Origin of the sequence: Halomicrobium katesii DSM 19301 (genome assembly GCF_000379085.1) — an archaeon.
GTDB classification, from domain to species: domain Archaea; phylum Halobacteriota; class Halobacteria; order Halobacteriales; family Haloarculaceae; genus Halomicrobium; species Halomicrobium katesii.
The window spans coordinates 2,637,469-2,662,054 of sequence record NZ_KB905378.1; the positions used below are offsets into that span (position 1 = coordinate 2,637,469).

27 protein-coding genes and 1 tRNA gene are annotated in these 24,586 nt (G+C 66.0%); 12 read left to right on the forward strand and 16 right to left on the reverse strand.

The annotated features are described in order from the left end of the window. Window positions 1-78: 78 nt before the first annotated feature. Window positions 79-1,515: a bifunctional ADP-dependent NAD(P)H-hydrate dehydratase/NAD(P)H-hydrate epimerase gene (locus tag HALKA_RS0113890; protein WP_018258564.1), complete on the forward strand. Its 1,437-nt coding sequence runs from the start codon at window positions 79-81 to the stop codon at window positions 1,513-1,515. Between the two features lie 10 nt (window positions 1,516-1,525). Here HALKA_RS0113890 and hflX read toward each other — a convergent pair whose 3' ends face one another. After that, window positions 1,526-2,836 carry a GTPase HflX gene (gene hflX, locus HALKA_RS0113895; protein ID WP_018258565.1) on the reverse strand — a complete coding sequence of 437 codons (1,311 nt, stop codon included), beginning with the start codon at window positions 2,834-2,836 and terminating at the stop codon, window positions 1,526-1,528. A gap of 681 nt (window positions 2,837-3,517) precedes the next feature. Here hflX and HALKA_RS0113900 point away from each other — a divergent pair. Continuing rightward, window positions 3,518-3,865 carry an FUN14 domain-containing protein gene (locus HALKA_RS0113900; RefSeq protein WP_044956702.1) on the forward strand — a complete coding sequence of 116 codons (348 nt, stop codon included), beginning with the start codon at window positions 3,518-3,520 and terminating at the stop codon, window positions 3,863-3,865. A gap of 125 nt (window positions 3,866-3,990) precedes the next feature. Here HALKA_RS0113900 and HALKA_RS0113905 read toward each other — a convergent pair whose 3' ends face one another. The 8 genes from HALKA_RS0113905 to HALKA_RS0113940 form a co-directional block, all read right to left on the reverse strand. Then, on the reverse strand, window positions 3,991-4,716 hold the full coding sequence (locus HALKA_RS0113905; protein ID WP_018258567.1) for a ribosome assembly factor SBDS: 726 nt from the start codon (window positions 4,714-4,716) through the stop codon (window positions 3,991-3,993). 76 nt (window positions 4,717-4,792) lie between these two features. Next, on the reverse strand, window positions 4,793-5,545 hold the full coding sequence (gene psmA / locus HALKA_RS0113910; RefSeq protein WP_018258568.1) for an archaeal proteasome endopeptidase complex subunit alpha: 753 nt from the start codon (window positions 5,543-5,545) through the stop codon (window positions 4,793-4,795). Window positions 5,546-5,547: 2 nt separating this feature from the next. Further along, window positions 5,548-6,027 carry an Rpp14/Pop5 family protein gene (locus tag HALKA_RS0113915; RefSeq protein WP_018258569.1) on the reverse strand — a complete coding sequence of 160 codons (480 nt, stop codon included), beginning with the start codon at window positions 6,025-6,027 and terminating at the stop codon, window positions 5,548-5,550. A gap of 3 nt (window positions 6,028-6,030) precedes the next feature. After that, complete coding sequence (locus HALKA_RS0113920) at window positions 6,031-6,663, reverse strand: class I SAM-dependent methyltransferase (RefSeq protein ID WP_018258570.1); 633 nt, start codon at window positions 6,661-6,663, stop codon at window positions 6,031-6,033. A gap of 65 nt (window positions 6,664-6,728) precedes the next feature. Next, entirely contained in the window at window positions 6,729-7,151 is a 423-nt protein-coding gene (locus HALKA_RS0113925; RefSeq protein WP_018258571.1) for a hypothetical protein, read from the reverse strand. Between the two features lie 173 nt (window positions 7,152-7,324). Next, complete coding sequence (locus HALKA_RS0113930; RefSeq protein WP_018258572.1) at window positions 7,325-8,017, reverse strand: RNase P subunit p30 family protein; 693 nt, start codon at window positions 8,015-8,017, stop codon at window positions 7,325-7,327. Beyond that, complete coding sequence (locus tag HALKA_RS0113935; protein ID WP_018258573.1) at window positions 8,017-8,442, reverse strand: RNA-binding protein; 426 nt, start codon at window positions 8,440-8,442, stop codon at window positions 8,017-8,019. Before HALKA_RS0113935 ends, HALKA_RS0113930 begins: the two co-directional genes overlap by 1 nt. A gap of 6 nt (window positions 8,443-8,448) precedes the next feature. Further along, window positions 8,449-8,631, reverse strand: coding sequence for a hypothetical protein (locus HALKA_RS0113940; protein WP_015763347.1), 183 nt, complete (start codon window positions 8,629-8,631; stop codon window positions 8,449-8,451). A 247-nt stretch (window positions 8,632-8,878) separates the two neighbouring features. Here HALKA_RS0113940 and HALKA_RS0113945 point away from each other — a divergent pair, with 247 nt between their 5' ends. Further along, complete coding sequence (locus tag HALKA_RS0113945) at window positions 8,879-9,436, forward strand: NUDIX hydrolase (RefSeq protein WP_018258574.1); 558 nt, start codon at window positions 8,879-8,881, stop codon at window positions 9,434-9,436. Here the strand turns inward: HALKA_RS0113945 and HALKA_RS0113950 are convergent. Together HALKA_RS0113950 and HALKA_RS0113955 are read right to left on the reverse strand one after the other, a co-directional pair. Next, window positions 9,433-10,260, reverse strand: a complete 828-nt coding sequence (locus HALKA_RS0113950; protein ID WP_018258575.1) for a hypothetical protein — start codon at window positions 10,258-10,260, stop codon at window positions 9,433-9,435. The two genes, HALKA_RS0113945 and HALKA_RS0113950, sit on opposite strands and share 4 nt — an antisense overlap. Before the next feature lie 273 nt (window positions 10,261-10,533). Beyond that, window positions 10,534-11,220 carry a protein sorting system archaetidylserine synthase gene (locus HALKA_RS0113955; protein WP_018258576.1) on the reverse strand — a complete coding sequence of 229 codons (687 nt, stop codon included), beginning with the start codon at window positions 11,218-11,220 and terminating at the stop codon, window positions 10,534-10,536. A gap of 124 nt (window positions 11,221-11,344) precedes the next feature. Between HALKA_RS0113955 and thrC the strand changes: the two genes are divergently transcribed. Further along, window positions 11,345-12,553 (forward strand): threonine synthase, encoded by a 1,209-nt coding sequence (gene thrC, locus HALKA_RS19575; RefSeq protein ID WP_080505823.1) that lies wholly within the window; start codon window positions 11,345-11,347, stop codon window positions 12,551-12,553. Here the strand turns inward: thrC and HALKA_RS0113965 are convergent, their stop codons facing one another. After that, the gene (locus tag HALKA_RS0113965; RefSeq protein ID WP_018258578.1) at window positions 12,554-13,207 is read right to left on the reverse strand and encodes a metal-dependent hydrolase; all 654 of its coding nucleotides are present in this window, start codon (window positions 13,205-13,207) and stop codon (window positions 12,554-12,556) included. 189 nt (window positions 13,208-13,396) lie between these two features. On the opposite strand from HALKA_RS0113965, the gene HALKA_RS0113970 reads away from it, so the two are divergent. Both HALKA_RS0113970 and HALKA_RS0113975 read left to right on the forward strand, forming a co-directional pair. Beyond that, window positions 13,397-13,942 carry a DUF7504 family protein gene (locus HALKA_RS0113970; protein ID WP_018258579.1) on the forward strand — a complete coding sequence of 182 codons (546 nt, stop codon included), beginning with the start codon at window positions 13,397-13,399 and terminating at the stop codon, window positions 13,940-13,942. A gap of 190 nt (window positions 13,943-14,132) precedes the next feature. Continuing rightward, window positions 14,133-14,447, forward strand: a complete 315-nt coding sequence (locus HALKA_RS0113975; RefSeq protein WP_015763340.1) for a PRC-barrel domain-containing protein — start codon at window positions 14,133-14,135, stop codon at window positions 14,445-14,447. A gap of 31 nt (window positions 14,448-14,478) precedes the next feature. Here HALKA_RS0113975 and HALKA_RS0113980 read toward each other — a convergent pair whose 3' ends face one another. Next, window positions 14,479-15,930 (reverse strand): DHH family phosphoesterase, encoded by a 1,452-nt coding sequence (locus HALKA_RS0113980; RefSeq protein WP_026190326.1) that lies wholly within the window; start codon window positions 15,928-15,930, stop codon window positions 14,479-14,481. Between the two features lie 130 nt (window positions 15,931-16,060). On the opposite strand from HALKA_RS0113980, the gene HALKA_RS0113985 reads away from it, so the two are divergent. After that, window positions 16,061-16,134: transfer RNA gene (locus HALKA_RS0113985), tRNA-Lys, on the forward strand. 433 nt (window positions 16,135-16,567) lie between these two features. Here the strand turns inward: HALKA_RS0113985 and HALKA_RS0113990 are convergent. Beyond that, complete coding sequence (locus tag HALKA_RS0113990; protein WP_018258581.1) at window positions 16,568-17,002, reverse strand: GNAT family N-acetyltransferase; 435 nt, start codon at window positions 17,000-17,002, stop codon at window positions 16,568-16,570. Window positions 17,003-17,118: 116 nt separating this feature from the next. Next, complete coding sequence (locus tag HALKA_RS0113995) at window positions 17,119-18,153, reverse strand: sensor histidine kinase (protein WP_245545396.1); 1,035 nt, start codon at window positions 18,151-18,153, stop codon at window positions 17,119-17,121. A gap of 145 nt (window positions 18,154-18,298) precedes the next feature. Between HALKA_RS0113995 and HALKA_RS0114000 the strand changes: the two genes are divergently transcribed. Genes HALKA_RS0114000 through HALKA_RS0114015 form a run of 3 tightly spaced genes read left to right on the forward strand, consistent with a single transcriptional unit; the run spans window position 18,299 to window position 20,497 of the window. Continuing rightward, a complete protein-coding gene (locus tag HALKA_RS0114000) occupies window positions 18,299-19,384 on the forward strand; it encodes a CNNM domain-containing protein (protein WP_018258583.1) in 1,086 nt (361 codons plus the stop codon). A 46-nt stretch (window positions 19,385-19,430) separates the two neighbouring features. Then, complete coding sequence (locus HALKA_RS20440; RefSeq protein WP_080505769.1) at window positions 19,431-19,940, forward strand: helix-turn-helix domain-containing protein; 510 nt, start codon at window positions 19,431-19,433, stop codon at window positions 19,938-19,940. Window positions 19,941-19,990: 50 nt separating this feature from the next. Then, window positions 19,991-20,497: a transposase gene (locus HALKA_RS0114015; protein WP_245545339.1), complete on the forward strand. Its 507-nt coding sequence runs from the start codon at window positions 19,991-19,993 to the stop codon at window positions 20,495-20,497. Between the two features lie 95 nt (window positions 20,498-20,592). Here HALKA_RS0114015 and HALKA_RS0114020 read toward each other — a convergent pair whose 3' ends face one another. Further along, window positions 20,593-21,837 (reverse strand): mandelate racemase/muconate lactonizing enzyme family protein, encoded by a 1,245-nt coding sequence (locus HALKA_RS0114020; RefSeq protein WP_018258584.1) that lies wholly within the window; start codon window positions 21,835-21,837, stop codon window positions 20,593-20,595. A gap of 184 nt (window positions 21,838-22,021) precedes the next feature. On the opposite strand from HALKA_RS0114020, the gene HALKA_RS0114025 reads away from it, so the two are divergent. Together HALKA_RS0114025 and HALKA_RS0114030 are read left to right on the forward strand one after the other, a co-directional pair. Continuing rightward, a complete protein-coding gene (locus tag HALKA_RS0114025) occupies window positions 22,022-23,494 on the forward strand; it encodes a methyl-accepting chemotaxis protein (protein ID WP_245545397.1) in 1,473 nt (490 codons plus the stop codon). 59 nt (window positions 23,495-23,553) lie between these two features. Further along, entirely contained in the window at window positions 23,554-24,519 is a 966-nt protein-coding gene (locus tag HALKA_RS0114030) for a sugar phosphate isomerase/epimerase family protein (RefSeq protein WP_018258586.1), read from the forward strand. Window positions 24,520-24,586: the final 67 nt, after the last annotated feature.

The following is a 24,586-nucleotide window of genomic DNA, read 5'->3' on the forward strand; positions in this document are numbered from 1 at the left end:
GGATCGTCGAGTCCGCGACAGTGTCCGACGGCGACGGCGTCCCCTACCGTTAGGATGGTCGCGCGCCAAGACCCACCCATGATCACCGGTTCGGAGATGGCAGTCGTCGACGAGAACGCGGCCGCGCTGGGCGTCCCCCGCAAACAGCTCATGGAGTCTTCGGGGAACGCGGTGGCTCGGGCGGTCGAACGGATCGCAGACGAGGGGGCGTCGGTCCGGATCGTCGCCGGCCGCGGGAACAACGGCGGCGACGCGTTCGTCGCGGCCCGGTTTCTCGACGCCTACGACCTGAGCGTCTCGCTGCTGGGGCGACCCGAGACGATCACGACGGAGATCGCACGCCAGAACTGGGCGGCGCTCGGGCAGTCCGACTACGAGACCGAGCAGGTCAGGGACGCCAGCCAGTTCGCGCTCGACGACCCCGACGTGATCGTCGACGCGATGCTCGGCACGGGGATCAGCGGTCCGCTCCGCGAGCCGGCGGCGACGGCGGCAGCGCGGATAAACGACAGTGAGAGCACCGTCGTCTCCGTCGACGTGCCCTCGGGGATGGACGGCGACACCGGGGCGCTGGTGGAGGGTGCGGTCGAGGCCGACCGGGTCGTGACGTTCCACGACACGAAGCCCGGACTGGACGAGCTCGACGCGACCGTCGCCGTCGCGGACATCGGTATCCCCGACACCGCCGAGTTGTTCGTCGAGCGGGGCGACCTGCGTCGGCTCGACCGCGATCCGACGAGCCACAAGGGCGACAACGGGGAGGTGCTCGTCGTCGGCGGCGGCCCGTACACGGGCGCACCGGCACTGGCGGCACAGGCGGCGCTGCGAGCCGGCGGGGACCTCGTCAGAGTCGCCTGTCCTCGCGCCGTCGCCGACGCGGTACAGGGCTACAGCGAGAACCTCATCGTCAGACCGCTGGACGGCGCGACGCTCGCGCCGTCACACGTCGACGAACTGATCGCCCTCGCAGACGCCAGCGACGCGGTGGTCCTCGGACCGGGACTCGGTGACGCGGAGCCGACGCTCGACGCGGCCGCGGACTTCCTCGAACGGTACGACGGGCGCGCCGTCGTCGACGCCGACGCGCTGTCGGTCGTCCCGGAGGTCGAGACGACGGCGGACCTGATCTGTACGCCCCACCAGGGCGAGCTTCTGAAGATGGGCGGCGAGACGGCAGAGGCGTGGCGCGACCGCGCGGATCGCGTCGCCGACTTCGCCGCACAGATCGGACAGACGATGCTGGTCAAGGGTGCCGACGACATCGTCTCCGACGGGACGCGAACCCGCGTCAACCGCACCGGCAATCCCGGCATGACCGTCGGCGGCAGCGGCGACGTGCTCGCTGGCGTGGTCGGCGCGCTGGCCGCGACGTGTGGGGAACACGACGCCGCGGCGATCGGCGCGTACGTCACCGGCCGAGCCGGCGATCTCGTCGCCGACGAGCGGGGCAACGGACTCGTGGCGACGGACCTGGTCGCGGCGATCCCACGGGCGCTCTGGCAGGGCACAGAGTAGCGTTCGCGATCTAGGCCGACGCTTCGACGAGTTCGCCGGCCTTGGCGCGCGACTGCTCGACGACGGCCGGGCGGCCCTCGAACTCGACGATCACCTGGTCGCCGTAGTCGACGTTGTCGACGTGTGCGTGGTCGTGGATCCAGGAGACGAGGCTCATCGTCTCGTCGGTCATCGGCAAGACGAGTCGCTCGCGCTCGTAGTCCGGCAGTTCGTCGTGGATCCTGTCGAGCAACGCGTCGACGTTTGCCCCCTCTTTCGCGCTGACGGCGATGGGGTTCGGAGCCAGGCCGGAGAGCGCAGCGCGTTTGCGCTCTATCTCCGCGTCGTCGACCGTGTCCGTCTTGTTGAGGACGGTGACGATCGGCGCTTCGTTGCGCTCGTACAGCGTGTCGTGGCTCGTGACCAGCTTCTCTCGGATCTCCTCGACGGGTTCGCTCACGTCCACGACGAGCAACACCAGGTCGGCGCGATAGACGGCATCCAGCGTCGACTTGAACGACTCGACGAGCCAGTGGGGCAGATCCGAGATGAAGCCGACGGTGTCGGTCACCAGCACGTCCCGCTGGTCCATGTCCGCACGGCGAGTCGTCGTCCCCAGGGTCGTGAACAGCCGGTCTTCGCTCTCGGCGGTCGGATCGAGGTCCGGGTGTAGCTCCTCGTTCTCGTCGACGTCGACGTCGTCGGCCACGCGGCGTAACAGCGTCGACTTGCCGGCGTTCGTGTAGCCCGCCAGCGCGACGAGGTCGAAACCGGACTCGCGGCGCTGCTGGCGTCGGTGTTGCTCGGTCTCCTCGATAGACGCCAGCTCGTCGCGTATCCGCGAGATTTGCTTTTTGATGTCCTCTTCGCGGCTCTCGTCGTACTCGCCCAGCCCCATGAACCCGGGCCGCTCGTCGCGCTTGGCGAGGCTGGCCTTCGCCTCGGCCCGGGGCAACTCGTAGCGCAGTTCGGCCAGTTCGACCTGGAGCTGTGCCTTGCGCGTCTGGGCGCGCTGGCCGAAGATCTCCAGAATGAGCCGGAAGCGGTCGACGACCTGGACGCCGTCGGGAAGCTCGTTGCCGATGTTGTACGTCTGGTAGGGGCCCAGCTCATTGTCGAAGATCACCGCCGTCGCGCCCTCGCGGGCGACGACGTTCGCGAGACGCGCGACCTTCCCCTCTCCGAGGTGGTAGGCGGGGTCTTCCGTCCGTTTCTGTGTCACCTCGCCGACGGCCTCGTAGCCGGCGGCTCTCGCGAGGTCGGTGATCTCCTCGGTGTCTGCAGTGCCCGAGTCGACGCGCTTGGCGATGACCGCTCGCTCCGCTGTGGTACTAGCCGTCACTCGTCGCTTCTTACGTCGCCCGATTATTTAGTCTGCGGGGTACTCACACGATCCGCCGTCGGCAGCGACGGGTATCGGTGACAGTCGACTGCTCTGGCCGTTCTGAGCGTCGTCCGCGGTATCAGTAGCCACTGCTTACGTCGGTTTCGCTGGTCGATCCGGAGGTAGTGTTCAAATAAGCGACTGTCAGCGTAGTGGTGGAGACACCGAAAGCCCTCGCGCAGTTGCGGTCCCGCGACTCGCTGCGCTCCAGTAGGTGCTTGTTCCGAGAGAGCAAGCTCTCTCGACGTTCGCCTCTCTTCGTTCGGCTCACCTTCGTCGGGGTTCCCGCAAGGGCCGGCCGGTTCGACCGGCCGGCTATAACGTGACGGCGAGGCCGTCACGCAGCGCTCGCCCTTTCATCCACCAGGGTCTAGACGGTTCAACGGCCGAATCCTGGCGTCTGTGCGAACAGGGTGAGCACAGGCTCAGGAGAGCGTGCTCTCCTGGCGGATGAAAGGGCGAGTCGTGGTCCAGCATTCTGTGGCGGCACTATCTGAACGAAGTGAAGATATCCGTCACAGAATGCCGGAGCGCGACGAGGGTTTTCGGTGCTTCGAGTTTCTGATCCTGATTTCTTATCTGAACACCGCCGATCCGGAGGGCACAAGACCCTTAACGGATCACGGTGAGAGTACGGATATGATAGACTTACCGTTACAACTAGAGCTTCCCGGCCTCCAGCAGGTCGGCCTCGAAGCCGGCGGCGGTGCCGTGATCGGGGGGGTCATCGGCTTCGCGGCCAAGAAGGTCGCGAAGCTCATCGCGATCCTCGTCGGTATCGAGCTGGCGCTGTTCAAGTTCCTGGAGACGCGTGGCATCCTCGAAGTGAACTGGAGCGCCATCAGCGGCACCGCGGGCAACGTCTCGTCGGCGGCCGGTGAGACGGCGGGCGCACAGCCGCCCGGATGGGTCATGAGCCTCCTCTCGGCTCTGCCCGTGAGCGCCGGCTTCACCGGTGGCTTCCTCGTCGGCTTCCGGAAGGGATAGCGCCAGTACGAACCGTTCTCGTCGCAGCCGGACAATCGCGGTCCGACCCAACACGCGTCCGAGAGCGCCGGGTTACTCGCTGCCTGGCGTCGCTGTCGGTGCGACCACGGGGTCGCTCGCGTCGCTCACCGGATCGAGATCTCGTCTTCGTCCTTGACGATCTGGGTCTCGGCCTCGCCGCTCGTGTGCTCGTTGACCACGTCGTAGAACTCGTTTTGCATCCCGGCGGGGAAGGTGATGACGCCGATCCAGGAGCCGTCTGCCTGCCACTCTTCGCGTTCGAGGTCGCCGAACTGCCGGATGCGAGACTGGGCGGCACCGGCGTAGTCCGCGGGGACCTGGACCGCGACGGTCACCTCGTCGAACCGGATCGGGATCACGGGCCGGAGCGCGTCCAGCGCGTCGTCGACCTGATTGTCGACGGGCTCCATCGGATCGACCCTGAAGTCCGTCTCTTCGAGGGCCGACTCGATGCGGTCGGGCGGATGCGGTGCGTCGTCCATCTGGGGGTTGACCGCGTTGCGTGTGATCTGCTGGATCAGCTGGCGGTGTTTCTGTGCTTGCATCTCGCGGCGCTGATCGGCCGTGATCTGGATCTCCCCCTGTTTGATCACCTCCGGGATGATCCCCAGTGGCTCCGTCGTGTCGAACACCTCAGTCAGGGACTCCTCCGGCGGTCGGTCGCCGCGCGAGGCGTCCTCGAACACGTCCTCGGCGGCGATGACGTCTTCGAGTTCCCCGTCGAACTCGTCGCGTTTGATCGCCAGCGCGGCGTCGGGGTCGACGAGCACTTCGAATCGCTGGCCGTGGGATTCGAGTCTCGCCGTCACTGCTTCGTCAAGTGATATCATACCCGACGCTACTGGGGCCCGGTTCAAAGACCTTTCCACGACGGCATCGAAAACCGACAGCGGACGAAAGGGTGGGTTACTCTTCGCGGTCCTCGTCGTCTGCGAGGAGGTCTCGCTCGGCGAGGTGTGTCTCCGTCTCCTCGTCCGAGAGCGTGCGGAACTGTTCGGTCTCGGCGTCGACCGTCGCGAGACCGACCGCCTCCGGCGCGAGCGCGTCGTCGTTGACCGAGCCCAGTGTTTCGAGAGCGAGCCCGATCGCGCCGTCGAGGGCCAGCGTCTCCGAGTAGTGTTCTTCGAGGTAGGCCCGCGTATCGGCCCTGTCGGCACCGACGGCGAGGGCCTTCCACTCGTAGGGCGTTCCGGAGGGATCGGTCTCGTACAGCCTGGGTTCGCCGTCGACGACCCCGGCGATGATCAGCGCGACGCCGAACGGACGCGCGCCCCCGACCTGCGTGTATCGCTGGATGTGGTCGGTGATCTCTTTGGTCAGCGTCTCGACGCCGATCCGTTCCTCGTAGCGGAGTCGGTTGATCTGGGCCCGTCGCCGGGCGAGATCGATCAGTTGGCGGGCGTCTGCGACGTGGCCGGCGCTGGCGATCCCGATGTGGTCGTCGGCCGTGTGGATCTTCTCGACCGACGACCGCTCCATGAGCGGTGACCGGGTCTGCTTGTCGACGGCGAGCACGACGCCACCACCGGTCCTGACGCCGATGCTCGCGGTGCCGCGCTTGACTGCTTCGCGCGCGTACTCGACCTGGTAGAGTCGCCCGTCGGGCGAGAAGATGGTGCTGCCGCGGTCGTAGGCCTGCTGTTGGTTTTGTCCCTGCATAGTTACTGGAGATCGAGGTCGGTCGCGCCCGAAAATCCGTCGTCGGTGGCAACGTCGACACGGCCGTCGCGGACGACCGCGGTCCGCTCGTCGCCGTCGAACGCGACCTGTCTCTGTTCGGACGGTTCCGATGCGCGTCGTATATATTTTTCCTCACACGCACGGACGGTGCCGCTCGTGCCACGGACCCGGACGCCGACCGGGTCGTCGTCGACCGTCGACAGCGAGGCGATCACGGCACGGGCGCTGTCGGTCCGACCGCGCCGCGTCCGGACGAGCGCGCTCCCCAGGCCGTCCTCGAACGCGAACCGGAGCACGGTGAGATCGAGGTCGGCACTGCCGGCGTCGCCCACGAGGTTCTGGGCTGCGTACCACAGTTCCCGCTGGAGGGCTCTGCGGCCGAAGTCGGCGTCGGGCCAGCTCTCGATCTCGACCCCGAGGTAGCGCCAGCGGGGCTGTAGGTGTTTGGGGAGGTGTTTCATCCGTCAGGACTGGTCGACGGCCTCGGCGTCGGGCACTCGCTCGCCGACGAGGACCCCCACCTGTCCGTGGATCATCTCGACGGCCGTCAGTGCGAAGCCGGCGTCGGTGAACGCGTCCGCGAGGACGCCGACGGTGGCCGGGTCGTCGACCGACGGGTCGTAAAAGGGGATCGACGGGTCGGGCTCGTCGAAGAACATCACGTCACCGAGGACGAACCGGCGCGGTTCGAGCGCCGCGATGGCGTCGATCGCCTCGCGCTTTGCCTCGTCGTCGAGGTGGTGCATCGCGAAGTTCGAGGTGACCACGTCGACCTCGCGGTCGACCGAGGGTTCTCGGAACCGCCCTTCGCCGAAGGAGACGTTGTCGATGCCACGCTCCGTGGCCTTCGTCCGGCCCTGTTCGAGCATGCCCTCGCTGATGTCGCGGCCGACGACTTCGGCTGCCGCGTCCGCCAGCGGGAGCGCGATCGCACCGGTTCCGGTGCCGAGGTCGAGCACCACGTCGTCGGCCGCCGGGGCAGCGTGGCGAACGACGAGGTCGGCACACTCGCGGTACTCCTCGGAGTCCTGGCTCTCGTCGTAGTCGGCGGCGTGGTCGGAGAATCGGTCGGCGTGTTCGTCGATCGATCGTTTCATGGGCGTCGTTGGTCGGCGGGCCCAAATACACTGTCGAAATCCCGCCCCGTAGGACGCTCCGGCCGTCACCGGATCGTCGAGCCGACTTTGCTCGCGCTCGTGGACTCGTCGACCTGCGAGCGCTCCGCCTTCGAGATCGGATTCCGGAAGAGGAGGGACACGGCCGCGAGCGCCGACAGGGACGTGTGTACCACCGGGATCACCGACGGGTTCGACGGCGACGGGAACCCGAAGAGGACGACGGCGACGAACGCGAGGAACCCGAGATAGCGAGCCCAGCGCTGGCCCGAAACGAACGCGCCCGTGGTCAACAACAGCAGGACGCCGACCGCCGTCCCGACCGGCACCGAGTCGCCCAGTACCATCGCTGTCGTCGTCTCGGCACCGCCCAGCAACGCCAGCATCGCACCGACGACGAACCCTGTACCCAGCACCGCTGCGACGCCCGCGAGGACGTACGCGTCGAACGACTTTACGGTCTCCCCCATGAGTGTTAGGAAAACAACCATACATCATAAATCCACCGCAACTACTCTGTATCAATCCGCGTCGCCGTTCGAGAACGGGAGGGCTGGCGGCGTGTCGATCTATTCGGTTGCTGTCGTACGGCCCCGTTGGGACGGGCGGTCGCCGTCTACAGATCCCGACGACGCCCGGCGGATCACTCGTCGTCGAGCCAGACACCGGGTTCGACGAACGCGTCCGACTGCCGACGGCGGTTCCGCTCGGTCAGCTCGGCCCACTCTCTGAGTCCGGTCTCGATCTGGTCCGGCGAAAAACCGATCGTCTCGCCCAGCGCGATCAGGTCCCGCGGCGCTCTGAGCTGGAGGTGGCTGTGTGGGTCCCCGCTGACGACGTAGGGCACGTCGTAGTGTTCGACGAGTTCGCGCAGTTTCCGCAGCGACTGGATGCGACGGACCCGCGTCCCACCGGTCTCGTGGAGCACGTCGTGCAGCGAGAATTCGAGGCGAACACCGTGGTCGGCGGCGGCCTTCGCCAGTACGTGGTTCACGTCGCCGTCGCCCCGCGTCGGATGGGCGAGGACGTCGACGGCGGGCTGCTCGACGGCGAAGCGATTGATCGCGACGGAATCTCCGTGGACCGCGACGATGGTCTTGGACGACCGGTGGTTCCCGACGAGGCCGCTGGCGCGGGACGGATCAGACGCCCGGACCTCGATTCCCTCGACGACGGCCACGTCGTACTCGTCGGCGATCTCCTCGGCGTCGAACGTCGCCGCACAGTCGCCGTGGTTCCTGACGACGATCCCGTCGTAGCCGTACCGGCTGGCCGTCTGGGCCATCCTGGCGACCGTACTCTGCCCGTCCGGACGGGCGTGGACGGCCGCGTACATCACAGCTCCGAGAGGGCGTCCTGGGCGTTCTCGATGGCCGTCTCGCGTTTGGCGGGGTAGGCTTCGACCTTCGCGCGGAGCGTGATCCCGTCGCCTCGCTCGACGCTGTTCCCGAACGCCGCCTGCTTGTCGAAGGTGAGGAAGAACGAACAGTTGTCGTCGACGCGGTCGTCCAGCTCTTCGAGCACCGTTTCGAGGTCGTCGACCGCCGCGACCTGCGTGAGGACGTGCCGGATGTCGTCCGCGTTCTCGACCCGCGCCGAGAGGACGGCGATTCGGTCACCGTAGTGGCCCTCCGACTCGGCCCGCTCCAGTTCGGTCTCGTCGGGGAGATAGGTCTGTAGCGCCTCCGCGACCCGCTTTTCGTCTTCGGTCGCGTAGGCGAACGCCCGCAAGTCGACGTAGTGAAACGGGACCGACGACATCCCGGCCTACTCCTCGACCGCTTCGAGCGAGTCCTCGGGGATACCCTGCTCCTGACCGTCCTCGAACGAGATCGTGTAGTTGGCGTCACCGAACATCGTCTCGACGACCTGGGTGATCGTCCCTTCCTCGCCGTCGTACTCGCTGTGCTTGTCGTGCAACACGACAGTGTCGTCTTCTTCGAATGCCATACCTCACCGTAGTCGACCGGCCCGCAAAAAGGGACTGATTTTCTCTTCGCCCTCGAACACTTATGACAGTACCCGCTCTATTGGCGGGCATGATCGCGTTCGCCACTCGTCGTCGTTCGCGGCGCTCTCGGGCCACGGACCCGTTCCCGCGGTGCCCGCCGTCGACACTGCCGGCGGCCGACCGGACTCGGACACGTGGATCAGGACCGGAGAGCGATTGTCGCGGCCGTCCCTGTCACAGACGGGCATGACGGCCGTCGACAACCTGTGGTACGTGGCAGACCAGGCCCGCCAGCAGGCCGAACAGACCCGCCACCAGTTCGCCTCGAACTACGAGGACTACATCACCTTCTCGCGCCACCGAACTGTCTCGCGACCGCGGTTCAAGACCGTCGCCGAACGGACCCGCGACAACGGACTGCCCTACGGGGTCCACACCGTCGTCACGAACGACGCCGGAGAGCTGTTGCTCGTCCGCCACGACGACGTGGACATGTGGGTGCTGCCGGGCGGGCAGGTCGACGGAACGGAGTCTTTCCGCGAGGCCGCCAGCCGCGAACTACGCGAGGAGGCCGGCATCGAGGCGACCGACGAGGGGCTCGCGATCCTCGCACGCGCCGAGTTCCGCTGTGAGGCGTACGACACCTGGGGCGTCCTCCCGATGTTCCAGGGTCGCGCACTGGAGACGGAGGTGACCGTCGACGACCCCGACGGCGAGATCTCCGACGCCGGGTGGTTCGACGAGTTGCCCGAGGACACGCGAGACCGGGAGCAGTTGCGCGAGTGGCGTGAGACGCGCGTCTAGCTGTCCGGACCGAACGACTTCCCGTCGCGCTCGTCGGCGTCGAGCCGGCGGAGCGTCGCCCGGGCGTTGCTCGCGTCGTAGCCAAAGAGCACGCTCTCTCCGTACTCGCTGGCGACCTCCGCCGCTTTCAGGAGGTCGTCGATCTCCACGTCGACGGCGTACAGTTCGAGACTGAACGGCGTCGAGAGCCGGTCGACGAACCCCTGGGCGAGGATTTCGAGCCAGTAGGTCGTCGTGTAGGCCATGTCGTAGACGGGGACGACGAACTCGTCGACGTAGGCTTCGAGCGCCGCTACGTCGATCCCGGCCCGCCGCGAGAGGTGCCCGGGGTACGGATCGGGGTAGAGCGTGAGATACAGGTCGCCGGGGACGCGCTCGCGGGCGTCGGCGACGAACGACGTGATGACGCTGTCGCGCCACTCGGTCCACTCGTCGTACTCGCTCTCTGCGAAGCGGCGCTCACAGCGATCGCAGTGGCAGTACTCGTCGCGCGGAAAGCCCACGTCGTCCAGACGCAGATCCCCGCTCTCGGCGGCGGCGTCCCCGATCAGCTCCAGCAGCCCCTCTCGATATCGGTCGTGGGTGGGACAGACGTACGACCAGTCGAAGTACGGGCGGTCGCGCGTCGCCTCGTTGCCCTCGTCGTCGACCGGTAGCAGCTCCGGTGACTCCTCGGCGGCGTTGTCGCCGAAACACGACACCATGTTCACGGCGTCGGCGACCGGCTCGGCCGCACGGCCGGTCACGTCTTTGACCTCGTAGAATCCGCGGTCGAACTCGGACCACGACAGCTCCTCCTCGTTCCTGGTGACGACGCCGTACATGCCCGCTGGTACGACCTGGACCGGGTAAGTGACTTCGGAAAAGGAACGCCCGCCGGTCGGAGCAGAGACCGGATGGGACGACGGTTGACGTGCGATTCGGACACCCGTCAGTTACTTCTTGACGAAGTAGACGAGGGCCAGGGCGACTGCTGCAACCAGAAGTACGGCTTTCTTCGACATCACTCGTCTGTTCGATGTCCGACGGTAAAATCTTTCCCCATCACCGCCTCGAATCGATCTCTCGGACGGCCCGACGCAGTGCGAACGACGGCGTCACTCTCCCCAGTAGTAGCGGGGTGCGAGCGCGAGGTACGCCACGGCGGCGACCAGCAGGACGCGGGGGAACACCCGCTGGAACGCGCCGGGATCGACGATCGCGCCCGCCTGGACGAGTCCCAGTACCAGCGCGTCCCGAGCGCGGAGTTTGGGGTAGCCCACCGGCGCGATCATGAGCGCCGAGAGGACGACCGTTCCGGCCAGCAACACCGGTACGGGTGCGACGCCGGCGAGATAGGCCGCCGCGAGAATCGTCGCGGCCAGCGTGTTCTGGATGCCCGGCCGCTGTTCGCCCTCGTCGACGTAGACCGTGTAGAACGCGGTTCGGACGACCGAGAAGACGACGAACGACGACGCCAGGACGACGAGTCCGAGGCGCACCAGCGTGTCCGTCTCGCCCAGCGGGCCGTAGGCCTCGCGGGCGACGCCGTGGACGAACAGTGCCGGCGTCGCACCGAACGAGACCACGTCGGTGATCGAATCCAGCAGCGGCCCGACCTCCGTGTTCCCGGCGAAGCGGGCGACGATCCCGTCGAGCGCGTCGGCGATCGCGGCCAGCAGGATCAGTCGCGCCGCCAGCGCCGGATCGCTGTAGGCGACGACCGCGGCGGCGAACCCGATCACGGCGTTGACCAGCGTCACGGTGTCGGCGACCCCGAGTCGTCGTCGCACTGCGAGACCCATACCGGGACGTGTGCGAGGGGGTACATCAACGGTCCGGAACGCGGCGGGGGCCGCCGAATCCCAGAAGGCATATACGCGTCGCAGGGAACCACACCACGAACGCAGATTCAGCGTCGCTGGTACCGTGAACCCCACTATCGCACTCGAATGCATCGACTGTGGCCGTGTGTTCGTCCCGGCAGACGAGCGACTCGTCTGTCCGGACCACGACGGGGTCGGCGGCATCCTCGACGTGCAGTACGACCAGTCCGGTGCTCGCGAGGCGGTCGCGGCCGGCGTCGGAGAGGGGATCGACGACCTCTGGAAGTACGCGCTCCTGTTGCCGACGGACGGCCACGCGGTCGATCTCGGCGCGGGCGGGACGCCGCTGCTCGACGCGCCGACGCTCTCGCGGGAACTCGGCGTCACCGTCCGGCTCAAAGACGAGCGTGGCAACCCAACGGGATCGATCAAAGACCGGGCCAGCGCCGTCCTGACGAGTCGCGCACTGGCCGGCGACGAGTCGGTGCTGACCTGTGCGTCGACGGGTAACGCCGCGGCGTCGCTGGCGGGGTACGCCGCCCGGACGGGCCTGGACTGCTGTATCTTCGTCCCGGCAGACGTGCCCGAGGGCAAGGCCGTCCAGCCGCTCGTCTACGGTGCCGACGTGTACGCCGTCGACGGCGACTACGACGACGCCTTCTCGCTGTGTCGCCGCGTCGCAGCGAACCGCGAGTGGTACGACTGCAGCGCCGCAGTCAACCCCTACGCCGTCGAGGGACTCCGGACCGTCGGCCACGAACTGGCCGAGCAGAGCCGGGCCTCGGTGCCCGACTGGATCGTCTATCCGATGGGCAACGGCTGCGGGCTGGCGGCGACCTGGAAGGGGTTCCGCGAGTTCGCGGAGCTGGGCATCGTCGAGGAGTGTCCGCGCCTGCTGGGCGTACAGGCCGAGGGCGCAACCGCCATCCACGACCGCTTTACCGGCGAGCGGGCACGGGCCGGCGGCGAGACGCAGGCCGACAGCATCGACGTGGGCCACCCACACAACGCACAGAAGGCGTGTCGCGCGCTCGAAGACAGCGGCGGAGCCACCGTCGTCGTCTCCGATCGGGAGATTCTTGACGCCGAGCGCACGCTGGGCCGGACCGAGGGCATCTACGCCGAGCCCGCGAGCGCCGCGACGCTCGCTGGCCTCGAATCCGCGGTCGATACGGGGATCGTCGCCCCAGGAGACAGCGCCACGCTCGTCGTCACCGGGACCGGGCTGAAAGACACCGCCAGCGCGCGCGACCTCGTCGACGGCGTCGATCGCGTCCCCGACACGCCGGCCGCCGTCCCGGACCCCGAGTAGTCACTCCGCTGGCACCGCCTGGTCGACGTAGAACCGCGCGGCGGTGACAGTCGTTCCCACGACGAGCAGGAGGAGTTGCCACCCCGACCGCACGACCGGGAACACGCGGTCGACCGGCTCGGCCGTGTCGCTGCCGTCCGGGTTCGGGTCGACGCCAGTGCTCACGTTGACATCCCGAGACGTGCCCCGAGCGACCGTCTCGCTACGGTTCGCGTCGCCGGCCCGTTCGGGGCCGAGATCGACGAACGTCTGGACGACCCCCCGCCGACTGGAGAGCTCTATCGTCCCGTCGATCACGTAGAACTGGTCGTGGAGCGGCCAGAGCGGGTTCGCCCCACCGGCGGAGAACAGATCCAGCCCGATCGCCGCGCCGGCGTACGCGACGATCGTCACCCACATGATGCGCACGCCTCGGGGACCCCAGCGCCGCCACAGCCACGACCTCTCGCCTCGGCGGAGATCGACCAGCAGGACGACAGCCGCCGTGATCGGCACCAGCAGCGTGTGAAACGCCCTCCGGTGGCCCACGACCGAGACCAGACCGACGAACGAGTCCAGATCCGCGGCGATCATCGCCCCGAAGAGGATCAGCACCGACCGTCGGTCGAACGCCGTCCCGAGCAGCGCCGCTCCGATGAGGCCCGCGACCGCCATATGTACGACTGTCGACGGCATACACCAGTGTACGGCTCGGACAACAGATATCGTTGGGGGCCAGACTCCCGCTGAGCGGAATGCATTTAAGCGTCGGTACCGACTTCGAGTTAGGAACGAGGACTGGGTCTCCTCGGGGTGGCGCAGGCGAGGTGCCTGTGCCGGCGGTGCGGTCGGTGGTGACACGACGTGCGAAGCGAAAACGACACACAGGGACTCGACGACCGACGTCTGCGCGTCGAGCCCGGAACGCAAGTACTGGTCTCGATGCCGTCGATGCAGCGGTCGCTCTCGCTGTTGCCGCGGGGCGTCACGGGCAACGTCGTGTTCGTCTCCTCGACGCCACCGGCGACCGTCGAACGCCGGCTTCGCGAGCGCGGGCTGGCCGTCGAGAGGGTCGGGCTGGTGCCGGTCACCGGCTCCGAGCCAGAATACGACGGACCGCTGTGGACGAGCGAGCCGGTCGTGCCGGACGACCTGACCGGCCTCAGTATGCGGTTTACGAGCGCGCTCGGCGCACTCGACGCCGGCCACGGCTGGGTCCTGTTCGACGCGCTCGACGTACTGGCGATGTACGCCCACCAGGACCGGGTGTGTCGCTTCTTCGATCACGTCACCACGGCGGCCCGCGACCGGACCCTCCGGGGCGTCTACACGATCACCGGCGACGCGCTCGACGACCAGTTGGCCGACAGCTTCGCGCACAGCGCCGACCGCGTCGTCGACGCGCGGTGAGTGATACTGCGGCCGTACGTCTGTGACGAATTTCGCGACCCGGTGGTCCGAATGTCTTGAAAGTGACAGCCGGCAGTGTGAGGCGTTCGGCAGCGCTGGGGCCGGTCGAGTGGCCGACGACGCCCGGTCGTGTGGCCGCCGCGTCAGACAGCTACCAACAATTAAGGTGCCGGCCACCATCCGGAGCCATATGGATCGGGATAGTGTTCCCCAGGAAATCACGACGCTCGTGGGTCGCGAGGTGTACACGAACACCGGCGTCTTCGTCGGTGAAGTCGAGGACATCCGTCTCGACCTCGACCGCCAGAGCGTGACCGGACTCGCGCTGCACGAACTGAACCGCGAACTGTTCTCGGCGAAGGCGAACCAGGCGCGCGGCGTCATCGTCCCCTATCGCTGGGTCCAGGCCGTCGGCGACGTCGTCGTGGTCAACGACATCGTCGAGCGACTCCAGGCGAGCAACGAACCAGCCGACGAAGAGGAAGAAGACGAGGTCACCGCCTAGCGCCGACGCGGCGACCGCCACCAGACGACCGTCAGTTCCCGTTCGAACTCTCGCTGTCGACGCCCATCCCTTCGAACAGTTTGCTCCGGACCGCTTCTTCGGTGAGTGCCAGCAGCGTGTCGCGGTTGTCCTCGCTCGTCTCGATGCCGGTGAAGATGCCCAGCGGGATCTCGACGCTGGCGTCCGTCGAGTGGCCCGCGGTGTCGCCGATCTCGCCGAACGCGTCGTCGAGCACCTTGCCGATGTTCATCCGGATGTCCTTCGAACGTGCGGCCAGGTAGATCGTGTCGTCGGCGATCGCGAACACCGCCGTCGTCGTGATCCCTTCGAGGTTCAGGAGGTGCTGGGCGGCCTGTGACAGGGCGTCGCGGTCGCGGATGAACCCCGCGTTCGAGACCAGGTGCGACCCCTTGACCTCGCGGTTGCGGATCGCCTCCGCGAGCACGTCCAGCGTCTCCGGGGACATCGACGGCGACTCGACCTGTTCGAGCGTGTCGTGGTCGGCGAACGGATAGAGGTACGCCGCCGCCGTGAGATCGGCCGGCGTGGTATCGCGCTTGAAGTCGAGCGTCTCCGCCCGAATCCCGTAGAGCAACGCCGTCGCGACCTCCTGCTGGAGGCTCAGCTCCAGTTCCTGGATGTACTTCGTCAGGATCGTCGAGGTCGCGGAGACGTTGGGTCGAATGTCCTCGAAGGTCGCGTCGTGCGCGTGGTCGTGCTCGTAGTGATCGATGATGAGATCGACCCGTTCGACCGTCGGATCGCCGCCTTTCGCGGTGTCGACGAGCGCGAACGTGTCGTAGTCGTCGAGGTCGACGTCGTCGCGCGAGACCAGGTCGATGCCGAGCAGATTGACGAACGCCCGGTTCTCCTGGTGGCCGATCTCGCCCTCGTAGATGATGTCCGCCTCCACGTCGAGACTCTGGGCGATCGTCCGCAGCGCCGCCGCGCTGGCGATCGAGTCCGGATCCGGCGAGCGGTGGATGAGGACCGCCATCCGCTGGTCGGTGTCCTCGATGACCTCGGCGAGCTGGCTCGCCTTGTACTCCAGCTCGCCCGTTTCGAGCGCCCGCATCGCCGAGTCGGCGATCACGGTCGACGGGTTGATTACCACGTCCGCCCCGACCTCGCTGAGATCGTCGGCCGAGACCGGGTCGTCGGCCCGGGCGACGATGAACTGCTCGCCGCCGTCGGCCCGAATGTTCCTGACCGCCGCGGCGTTGGCTTCGACGTCGGACGAGAGGATCAACACCACGTCTCTGTCGCTCAGCGTCTGGCTCAGCTCGTCGTCCGCGATGTCGCCCACCTGGGCGTTGAGGTCCTGATCGCGCAGTGCCTCGACCCGTCCCTCGTCGCGGTCGAGGATCAGCACGTCCTTGCCCTCGTCGACCAGTTCCTCCGCAACGGCATGGCCCACGCTCCCACACCCGAGAATAGCGTACTTCGACATAGAGGCCATGGTGATCCCGCTGGCTGTGCTCATTTGTGTGTATACGAGTCGGATCGAAGCCTCTTATATCAACTGTCTCCGGTGGCGGCGGGATGTGGAACCCCTGCACGGCGGCGTCGAAAGGAAACCTATTTTACTTGCCCCGACAACCTTCGAATGCACTGGGCCGGTAGCTCAGTCTGGCAGAGCGACGGCCTCTTAAGCCGTCGGTCGAGGGTTCAAATCCCTTCCGGCCCGTTTTGCTGCGAACGATAGTGAGCAGTGAAAACGACACGAGAGATTTGAACCAGACCAGTCGCGCACAGCGAACGAAGTGAGTGAGCACGTCTGGGCGAGGTGCAAATCCCTTCCGGCCCGTTTCTCGTGCTTCGAACGTGAGAAGCCGAGAGCTTCGCGGAAGGATTTGAAGCAGGGAAGAGCGTTGCTCTGACCGAGGTTCAAATCCCTTCCGGCCCGTTTTGCTGCGAACGATAGCGAGCAGTGAAAACGACACAAGGGATTTGAACCAGACCAGTCGCGCACAACGAACGAAGCGAGTGAGCACGTCTGGGCGAGGTGCAAATCCCTTCCGGCCCGTTTCTCGTGCTTCGAACGTGAGAAGCCGAGAGCTTCGCGAACGAGTCCGTGAGCGACGGAGCCAGTCGCGGACGGACTTCGGGAACGGTCACGTTCACAGTTCCGTTCGCATCTCGACGTGGGGAATGCCCGCTTCGTCGAACTCGCCGCTGACCGTCTCGTAGCCCAGTCGCTCGTAGAACCCTTCGACACGGGTCTGAGAGTGTAGTTCCAGGCGGTCGAGACCGTTCTCGATCGCGAGTTGCTCGATCCGATGCATGACCCGGCGACCGACGCCGGACTCCCGGTGAGAGGCGCGGACCGCGACGCGCTCGACCTTGCCGACGCCGTCGTCGATCACTCGCAGCCGTGCGGTGGCGACCGGGACGCCGTTGACCTCGGCGAGGACGTGGGTCGCGTCTGGGTCTTTGCCGTCGATCTCGATCGCCTCGGCGACGCCCTGCTCGTCGACGAACACGTCGCGGCGAACGTCGAAGGCGGGTTCGAGGTCGGCGTCGCCCGGGAGGACGGTCAGCGTGGGGTCGCTCATGTCCGCCTGCAGTTTCTGGACGGGCAAAACGCTTCCCTCCGATATCGGTCGCCGACCGTGACACACCCGTCGCTCGCGAGTTTTCCGTCTCGGGCGGGCGGTCCCGTCCAGCGGTCTCACTCCGCGATCGGCAACTCGACGACGAACGCCGCCCCGCCGAGCTCGCTGTCTTCGACGTAGATCGAGCCGTCAGAGCGTTCGACCAGCGTCGAGACGACGTGGAGCCCGAGCCCGTTGCTCCCGCCGTCGGTCGTGACGCCGCGTTCGAAGATCCGGGAGCGCTGGGCCTCGGGAATCCCCTGTCCGTCGTCGGCGAAGCGGATGCGTGCGACGCCGTCTGCGGTCTCCGTCGTCACCCGAACGGTCGGATTCGAGCCCGTGTGCTGGACCGCGTTGTCGAGGATGTTCCCGAACACGGGCCTGAGCGCGTCGGTCCCGCGAACGACCAGCCGGTCGTGGAGCGCCGTCTCGACGGTGGCGTCGGGAAAGGACTCGGTGACGGTGGCGACGGTCGTCTCGATGTCCTCGATTGCGTTTCTCGGCTCCGGGGTCGCCTCGCCCGTCAGCACGGCGGTGACGGCCTCGGCGTTCGACGTGAGGTCGTACAGCCCTTCGACCTGGCTCTCGATGCGTTTGGTGGCCTCGCCGACGCGCTCGTCGTCGATCGTCGTCAGCACGTCGACCTGTCCGAGGATGACCTGCAGGGCGTTGCGAACGTCGTGACGCAGGAGGCTGTTCGCGAACGCCGTCCCGTCACGGGCCTGTTGCGCCTGGGCGGCCGTCCGGCGCACGTCGACCAGCAACTCACCGATGCCGTACCCCGCGAGCGCGCCCACGCCACCGGCGACGAGGAGCGGAAACTGCGGCTCGCCGATCGGGCGTCCCTCCGCGGCGCGAATACTCAGAGTCGCGGCGTGCAGCGACACCGTAACGAGCAGTCCGCCCGCCGTCCAGCCGACGATCGACCACCGCTCGTCGGGAGCGAACGGGCTCTGGGTGAGTCGGTAGCCGACGAAGACGACGCCGGCCGAGAGGCCGCCGGTCAACACGAACGTCGCGACCGGTAACGCGGCACCATCGAGGGAGGCTATCTCGCGCTGAAAGTTCCAGAGTGCGCCCGCGAACCACACCAGCCCCATTGCGACGAGCACGGGCCCGGCCGGAAGTCGTCCGGCGAGACGGTCCCGCAGCCGACACAACAATTGCACGACACAAGCTGGGGAGTGCCGAAACAAACGCTTTGTGGTGCCACCGAGCCACGAGATATAACAGGCGTCGATCAGAAGGAGTCCAGTGATGAACCCTCCGGAGATCGGCGTCAGACTGGTCGCTGGTGTCGCACTGATACTCGCGAACGGGTTCTTCGTTGCGATCGAGTTCGCGCTGACGCGTGCCCGTCAGTTCACCGAGTCCGAGTTCGTCGGCGACGGCGACACCGCGCTCGAACGGGCGTGGGAGATGACCCAGAACCTCGAAATCTATCTCACCACCTGTCAGGTCGGGATTACCGCGTCGAGCATCGCCGTCGGGATCGTCGCCGAGCCGGCGCTGGCAGCGCTGTTCGAACCGCTGTTCGAGAACACCGTGCTCGCGACGGTCGGCTCGGGTGCCATCCTCGCGTTCCTGATCATCAACCTCCTCCACCTGACCCACGGCGAGCAGACGCCGACGTACCTCGGGGTCGAGCGGTCCCGGATGGTGTGTCGCTACGGTGCGACGCCGCTGTACTGGTTCAATCACCTGATTTCGCCGCTGATCTCGGTCGGCGACCGGGTCGCCAAGTGGACGCTGAAGCTGTTCGGTGTCGAGATGACCGGCGCGTGGCTCGAAACCGAGCAAGACGTCATCGAGTCGCGGGCGGATCTCCGAAACGAACTCGGGTCGGTCCTGGAGGAGGGAGACCTCAGCGAGGAGCGTCGCACCGAGGTGATGAACGCCCTCCAGATCGGCGAACAGCCCGTTCGCGACGTGATGGTCTCGACCGACGAGATCGTCGCGCTGTCGACGGCGGTCGACCCGGCGGAGAACTTCCGTCGGATGGCCGAACAGCCCCACACCCGGTACCCGCTGGTCGGCGGGGAGCTGACCGACTTCCGTGGCATCCTCTACTTCCCGGTCTTCGCACGCCACCGCGACGATCTGGCCGAGGGTATCGTCGACTTCGAAGCGCTCGCAGCCCCGCCGGTGACTCTCTCGCCGGACGTGGATGTCAGCGACGCAATCGACCAGTTCCAGGCCGAGAACCAGGAACTCGCGCTGGTCATCGAAAACGGCGAGGTCGTCGGCATGGTGACCGTCACCGACCTGCTGGAGTCGATCACGGGCGACATCGAAGACCCCATCGACGTGGAGGACGGTTCGGGGGCCGCCGAAGACGACTGATACAGTCGTGCGAAAGTATTTGCCAGTGTAGACTCAATTTGCGGTAATGGGACGGTTAGACGATATCACTCTGGAAGAGCTTCAGGAGCTCCGTGAACAAACAGAGGGTGAGGTTCCTCGAGAACGTGTTCTTGCTGCAATCGGCCGAAAGCAGGGCGATGAACACGAGACACTAGCTGAACGACATGGTGTCGTGGAGAAGACGATCCGCAACTGGCTCGATCGGTTCACTGAAGAACCGATCGAGCAAGCTCCCTACGACGAATCCAGACCAGGCCGCCCCTCGAAGCTCGACAAACACGAACGCAAACAGTTCTTCGAGCGGCTCCAACAATCGCCGACAGAACTCGGCTACGAGCAACAAGCGTGGTCGCCGAAACTGCTCCTTCACCATGTCAAACAAGAGTACGGAGTCGAATACAGCGAAGGCCACGCTCGGAAACTCCTGGGAAAGGCCGGGCTGTCCTGCCGGACAGCACGGCCGCGAAATCACGAGGCTGATCCAGAACAAGAAGCCGAATTTCAACAAACAGTCGAAAAAAACGGCCGAAACTGACCAACAAAACCGTTGTTGTCGTCGATCAGTTCACCAAGCGCGTCGGCACAGTGCAACGACGTGGCTGGTACCCAATCGGCTCAAATCCAACGATAGAGACATCGAACTCTTGGGATAAGGTGACCGTGCTCGGCGCTGTCACCGACGACGGTGACAGCTTCTATTGTTGGACTGAGGAGAATCTCACATCAAAACAAGGGATCTGGTTGCTCGGTGCACTCCAAGAGCGGTTCGGTGAGGAGTTAGTGGTGTTTCTCGACCGTGCTGGATACTTCTACAACAGAGATCTCTGGGAACACGTTAGCGGTGAACGCGCGACCGAAACTGTCGGAGACAGTTCGGTCGCGTGCGTGCGCGGGGAAAAGGAAACCGACCTCGATATCTGGTACTTCCCACCAAAATTACCGGAGCTCAATCCAGTCGAAGGATGCTGGGATCGTCTCAACGAGTGGTTCAAGCATCGACTCATCCCAGATCTTTCGACGCTAAAACAGCAAATCCAGCGAGGCCTTCCAACTGTTGATGAACCGAATATCTGGAAGTATCTCTGTCGTTAATTACCAGTAAAAACTAATGCACGACCGTATCAGCCGGATCGAACACCGATAGACTCACTCCGTTCGTCTATCCAGCACGACGAAGCTCCACTTCGTTACGCCTCGTCGAACAGCGTCTCGCCGTCGACCATGTGTTCCTCGACGGCGTCCATGTCCAGCGTGAGGCCGAGGCCGGGCTCTTCGGGGATCTCGATGTAGCCGTTCTCGATGACGGACTCCTCGACCAGCTCCTCCCACCAGCCGAGTTCGTAGCTGTGGTACTCGACGGCCAGGGAACTCGGGATGGCGGTGCCCACGTGGGCGCTCGCCATCGTCGCGATCGGCGAGGAGACGTTGTGCATCGCGACGGGGATGTAGTACTGGTTGGCCGCGTCGGCGATCTTCTGGGTCTCGCGCATGCCGCCGACCTTCGGGAGGTCGGGCGCGATGATGTCGACGGCCTGGTTCTCGATCAGGCGGCGTTCCTCGGTGACTCGATAGCGGTTCTCACCGACGGTGATCGGCGTCTTCGTGGACTTGGTGACCTCTTCCTGGACTTCGAGGTTCTCCGGCGGGACGGGGTCTTCGAGCCACCACACGTCGTGCTCCTCGATGGCGTCGGCCAGTCGCTTGCCGGAGCCACCGGAGAACGTCCAGTGGCAGTCGAAGGCCACGTCGGCCTCGTCTTTGACTTCCTCGGTGACCTTCTCGACGATCTCGGCCTTGTGGCGGATCTCGCCCGGCCGGAGGTGGCGGTTGGCGCGGTCTTTCTCCAGGCCGCTGGGCACGTCGAGGTCGAACTTCAGGGCGTCGTACCCGAGTTCGTCGACGACGCGGCGGGCCTCGTCGGCACAGGCGTCCGGGTCTGCCTCTTCCTCGGTGTGACAGTCACAGTAGACGCGCACCTCGTCGCGGTACTTCCCGCCCAGCAGCTGGTACGCGGGCACTTCGAGGATCTTGCCGGCGAGGTCGTGCAGCGCGATCTCGATCCCGGCGATCGCGGTCACGGTGATCCCCTCGACGGAGCCCTCGCCGGACATCTTCTGGACGAGGTGCTCGTAGAGCCGGTCGATATCCAGCGGGTTTTCGCCGACGACGAAGGGCTTCATCCGTTCGATGAGCTCCGGCACGCCGGCTCCCCAGTAGGCCTCACCGGTGCCGACGACGCCCGCGTCGGTGTAGATACGCACGAGCGTCCACGGGAAGTTGCCGTCGACCATCGTCGTCTGAACGTCCGTGATCTCTACGTCGCGGCCGCCGCCGCGTTTGGCGGTGACACCCATCGTCTCGGCGGACAGCTCTCGCATCGTGTACTCCGCGTTCGGGTCGTGCAGATCCGCGTAATCGATGTCGTTTCCCATGTCCGAACGTTCCGACTGACCCCTAAAAAGATATTCCATCGAGTTTCCCCACTATCCACGCCGACAGCCAGCTGAATTATCAGCACCTGAAATGGGACCGTACATCACTTTATACCCGACGATGTATGTGACACAAGACCATGTGTCGGGCCGAGGGAACCCTCTCGAAAACGAGTTACCCATGATGAACGAACTCACTTCGAAACGGGGTGTCGCATTCGCCGTCGGCGGACAGTTCTGTCACGCACTGTATCAGATACTCCTCGCCGCCGTCGCACCGAGCGGTCTGTACGTCCCGCTGGCGGTGCTTGGCATCGTCGCTGCCGGCGGGGGCGGCGTCTACTCCGCCCGGCAACTGTCCGGACGGCTGCACGATCTGACCGACGAGGTCGAGGCTCTCAGGGCCGAGGCGGAGACGATCGAATCACGCCGGTCGACGCTCGAAGCGGAGCTACAGTCGATCCGAGACGAGCTCGAAACGGCACGCTCCTCGCTTCCAGAGACCGCGGGCGAGGCGGCCGCTGCGCCCGACGGCGGCGTCGCCGCACAGAACGCCGCGACGATCGAGGAACTGGACGACTACATCGCCCGCAGCTGCGAGATTCTCGACGCCGCCAGCGAGGGGCGGCTCGGACAGCGAATGGCGACGGATACGCCGTCGGACGCGCTGAACGAGCTGGGGGCGGAGTACAACGAGATGGCCGAGACCTTCGAGCAGACGATCCGCGCCGGCGGCGACTTCGCCGGAGACGTGGCCGGCTCCAGCGAGCAGGTCACCGCGGCGACGCAGGCGGTCAAGGACGCGAGCAGCAACGTCGCGGAGTCGGTCCAGGAGATCGCCGACGTGTTCTACGAACAACACGAGCAGATCTCACAGATCAGCGACGAGATGGGCGAGATGTCGGCCACGATCGAGGAGATCGCGGCCTCCTCGAACGAGGTCGCAGAGATGGCCGACAAGACCGAAAAACGCACCGTCGAGGGGATCGAGTCCGGGCGCGAGGCCCGGGAAGCGATGGACGAGACCACGGAGCGAACGGAGGACGTGGTCGAGTCGATCGAGGAGCTCAACGATCAGATGGACGAGGTCGGCCAGATCGTCGACCTCATCGACGACATCGCCGAGCAGACCAACATCCTCGCACTGAACGCCTCGATCGAGGCCGCACACGCCTCTTCGGGAGCGAACAACAACGGCTTCGGCGTCGTCGCAGACGAGGTCAAGTCCCTGGCCGAACAGACCAAAGACGCGACCAACCAGATCGAGAGCCTGATGGACGAGATTCAGGACCAGACCGAGCAGGCGGCCGACGAGATCCAGGCGATGCAGGGCTCCGTCGAGAAGGGACGGGCGACCGTCGAGGAGAACCTCGAATCGCTGGAGTCGATCATGGAGCACGTCCAGCGGACCTCCAGCGGCGTCAAGGAGATCAGCGACGCGTCCGACGACCAGGCCGCCAGCTCGGAAGAGGTCGCGTCCATCGCCGACGACGCCGCCGAAACGTCCCGCGAGAACGTCGAAGAGGCCGAACACGTCGCCGCCGTCGCCGAAGAGCAGAACCTCGCGCTCGGCGAGATGTACGTCAACGTCAAGATGCTGTCCATGCGCTCTCAGCAGCTCTCGACGCTGTTCGATCGATACTCCATCGAGGAGTGACGCCGGCCGCGTGACCCCGCCGCCATGGTTTTATTACAACGACCATTGTAAACTCGTTCATGGACGTAGGTGTACTCACCGTCCCGCTTGGTGACCAGTCTCTCGAAGATGCACTCTCCTATCTCGACGGCGTCGGCGTCGACGCCGTCGAGCTCGGCTGTGGGGGCTTCCCCGGCGACGACCACCTGCCACGCGAGCGGTACCTCGACGACGAGGACGCACAGGCCGAGCTGCACGCCCTGCTCGACGAGTACGAGATGCGAGTCAGCGCGCTCGCGACGCACAACAACCCGCTCCATCCCGACGACGAGCGCGCGGCCCGCGCCGACACCGAACTCCGCGAGGCGATCACGCTGGCCGATCAGCTCGGCGTCGACGCCGTGACGTGTTTCTCCGGGCTGCCGGCGGGGAGCGACGCCGGCACGGTCCCCAACTGGATCACCGCGCCGTGGCCCAACGAGCACGCCGAGGCCCTGGCGTACCAGTGGGAACTGGCCGTCGACTACTGGTCGGATCTGGCCGAGCACGCGGCCGACCACGACGTGCAGATCGCCATCGAGATGCACCCCAACATGCTCGTCTACGAGCCCCACGGACTGCTGGACCTGCGCGAGATGACCAACGAGCACGTCGGCGCGAACTTCGACCCGTCGCACCTGTACTGGCAAGGAATCTCGATCACGGACGCGATCCGACTGCTGGGCGAACGCGACGCCATCCACCACTTCCACGCCAAGGACACGAAAGTCTACGAGGAGCGCGCCCGCACGCGGGGCGTGCTCGACACGACGGCCTACACCGACGAGCTGGAACGCTCGTGGCTGTTCCGCTCGGTCGGCTACGGCCACGGTGAAGACCACTGGCGCGACGTGGTGTCGACGCTCCGGATGGTGGGCTACGACGGCGCGCTCTCGATCGAACACGAGGACTCGCTGACCTCCGCCAACGAGGGCCTGGAGAAAGCCGTCGACCTCCTCGACGACGTGATCTTCGAGACGACGACCGGCGAGGCCCACTGGGTGTAGGCTGTCGCTGTTCTGGTGTTGGCCAGCGGTCGCTGGGGGTTTCTTTGGCGGTGTTCAGATAAGCAGC

Excerpts from the sequence above, each read along its gene's own strand:
- HALKA_RS0113900 (WP_044956702.1), top strand. The coding sequence starts at position 3,518 with ATGATAGACTTACCGTTACAACTAGAGCTTCCCGGCCTCCAGCAGGTC.
- HALKA_RS0114030 (WP_018258586.1), top strand. The coding sequence starts at position 23,554 with ATGGACGTAGGTGTACTCACCGTCCCGCTTGGTGACCAGTCTCTCGAA.
- HALKA_RS0114000 (WP_018258583.1), top strand. The coding sequence starts at position 18,299 with ATGAACCCTCCGGAGATCGGCGTCAGACTGGTCGCTGGTGTCGCACTG.
- HALKA_RS0113945 (WP_018258574.1), top strand. The coding sequence starts at position 8,879 with ATGACGGCCGTCGACAACCTGTGGTACGTGGCAGACCAGGCCCGCCAG.
- HALKA_RS0113905 (WP_018258567.1), bottom strand. The coding sequence starts at position 4,716 with ATGATATCACTTGACGAAGCAGTGACGGCGAGACTCGAATCCCACGGC.
- HALKA_RS0113915 (WP_018258569.1), bottom strand. The coding sequence starts at position 6,027 with ATGAAACACCTCCCCAAACACCTACAGCCCCGCTGGCGCTACCTCGGG.
- HALKA_RS20440 (WP_080505769.1), top strand. The coding sequence starts at position 19,431 with ATGGGACGGTTAGACGATATCACTCTGGAAGAGCTTCAGGAGCTCCGT.
- HALKA_RS0113975 (WP_015763340.1), top strand. The coding sequence starts at position 14,133 with ATGGATCGGGATAGTGTTCCCCAGGAAATCACGACGCTCGTGGGTCGC.
- HALKA_RS0113890 (WP_018258564.1), top strand. The coding sequence starts at position 79 with ATGATCACCGGTTCGGAGATGGCAGTCGTCGACGAGAACGCGGCCGCG.
- HALKA_RS0114020 (WP_018258584.1), bottom strand. The coding sequence starts at position 21,837 with ATGGGAAACGACATCGATTACGCGGATCTGCACGACCCGAACGCGGAG.
- HALKA_RS0113930 (WP_018258572.1), bottom strand. The coding sequence starts at position 8,017 with ATGTACGCGGCCGTCCACGCCCGTCCGGACGGGCAGAGTACGGTCGCC.
- HALKA_RS0113955 (WP_018258576.1), bottom strand. The coding sequence starts at position 11,220 with ATGGGTCTCGCAGTGCGACGACGACTCGGGGTCGCCGACACCGTGACG.
- HALKA_RS0113990 (WP_018258581.1), bottom strand. The coding sequence starts at position 17,002 with ATGAGCGACCCCACGCTGACCGTCCTCCCGGGCGACGCCGACCTCGAA.
- HALKA_RS0113940 (WP_015763347.1), bottom strand. The coding sequence starts at position 8,631 with ATGGCATTCGAAGAAGACGACACTGTCGTGTTGCACGACAAGCACAGC.
- HALKA_RS0113950 (WP_018258575.1), bottom strand. The coding sequence starts at position 10,260 with ATGTACGGCGTCGTCACCAGGAACGAGGAGGAGCTGTCGTGGTCCGAG.
- HALKA_RS0113925 (WP_018258571.1), bottom strand. The coding sequence starts at position 7,151 with ATGGGGGAGACCGTAAAGTCGTTCGACGCGTACGTCCTCGCGGGCGTC.
- HALKA_RS0113980 (WP_026190326.1), bottom strand. The coding sequence starts at position 15,930 with ATGAGCACAGCCAGCGGGATCACCATGGCCTCTATGTCGAAGTACGCT.
- HALKA_RS0114025 (WP_245545397.1), top strand. The coding sequence starts at position 22,022 with ATGAACGAACTCACTTCGAAACGGGGTGTCGCATTCGCCGTCGGCGGA.
- HALKA_RS0113935 (WP_018258573.1), bottom strand. The coding sequence starts at position 8,442 with ATGTCGTCGGTCCCGTTTCACTACGTCGACTTGCGGGCGTTCGCCTAC.
- psmA (WP_018258568.1), bottom strand. The coding sequence starts at position 5,545 with ATGCAGGGACAAAACCAACAGCAGGCCTACGACCGCGGCAGCACCATC.
- HALKA_RS0113965 (WP_018258578.1), bottom strand. The coding sequence starts at position 13,207 with ATGGCGGTCGCGGGCCTCATCGGAGCGGCGCTGCTCGGGACGGCGTTC.
- HALKA_RS0113920 (WP_018258570.1), bottom strand. The coding sequence starts at position 6,663 with ATGAAACGATCGATCGACGAACACGCCGACCGATTCTCCGACCACGCC.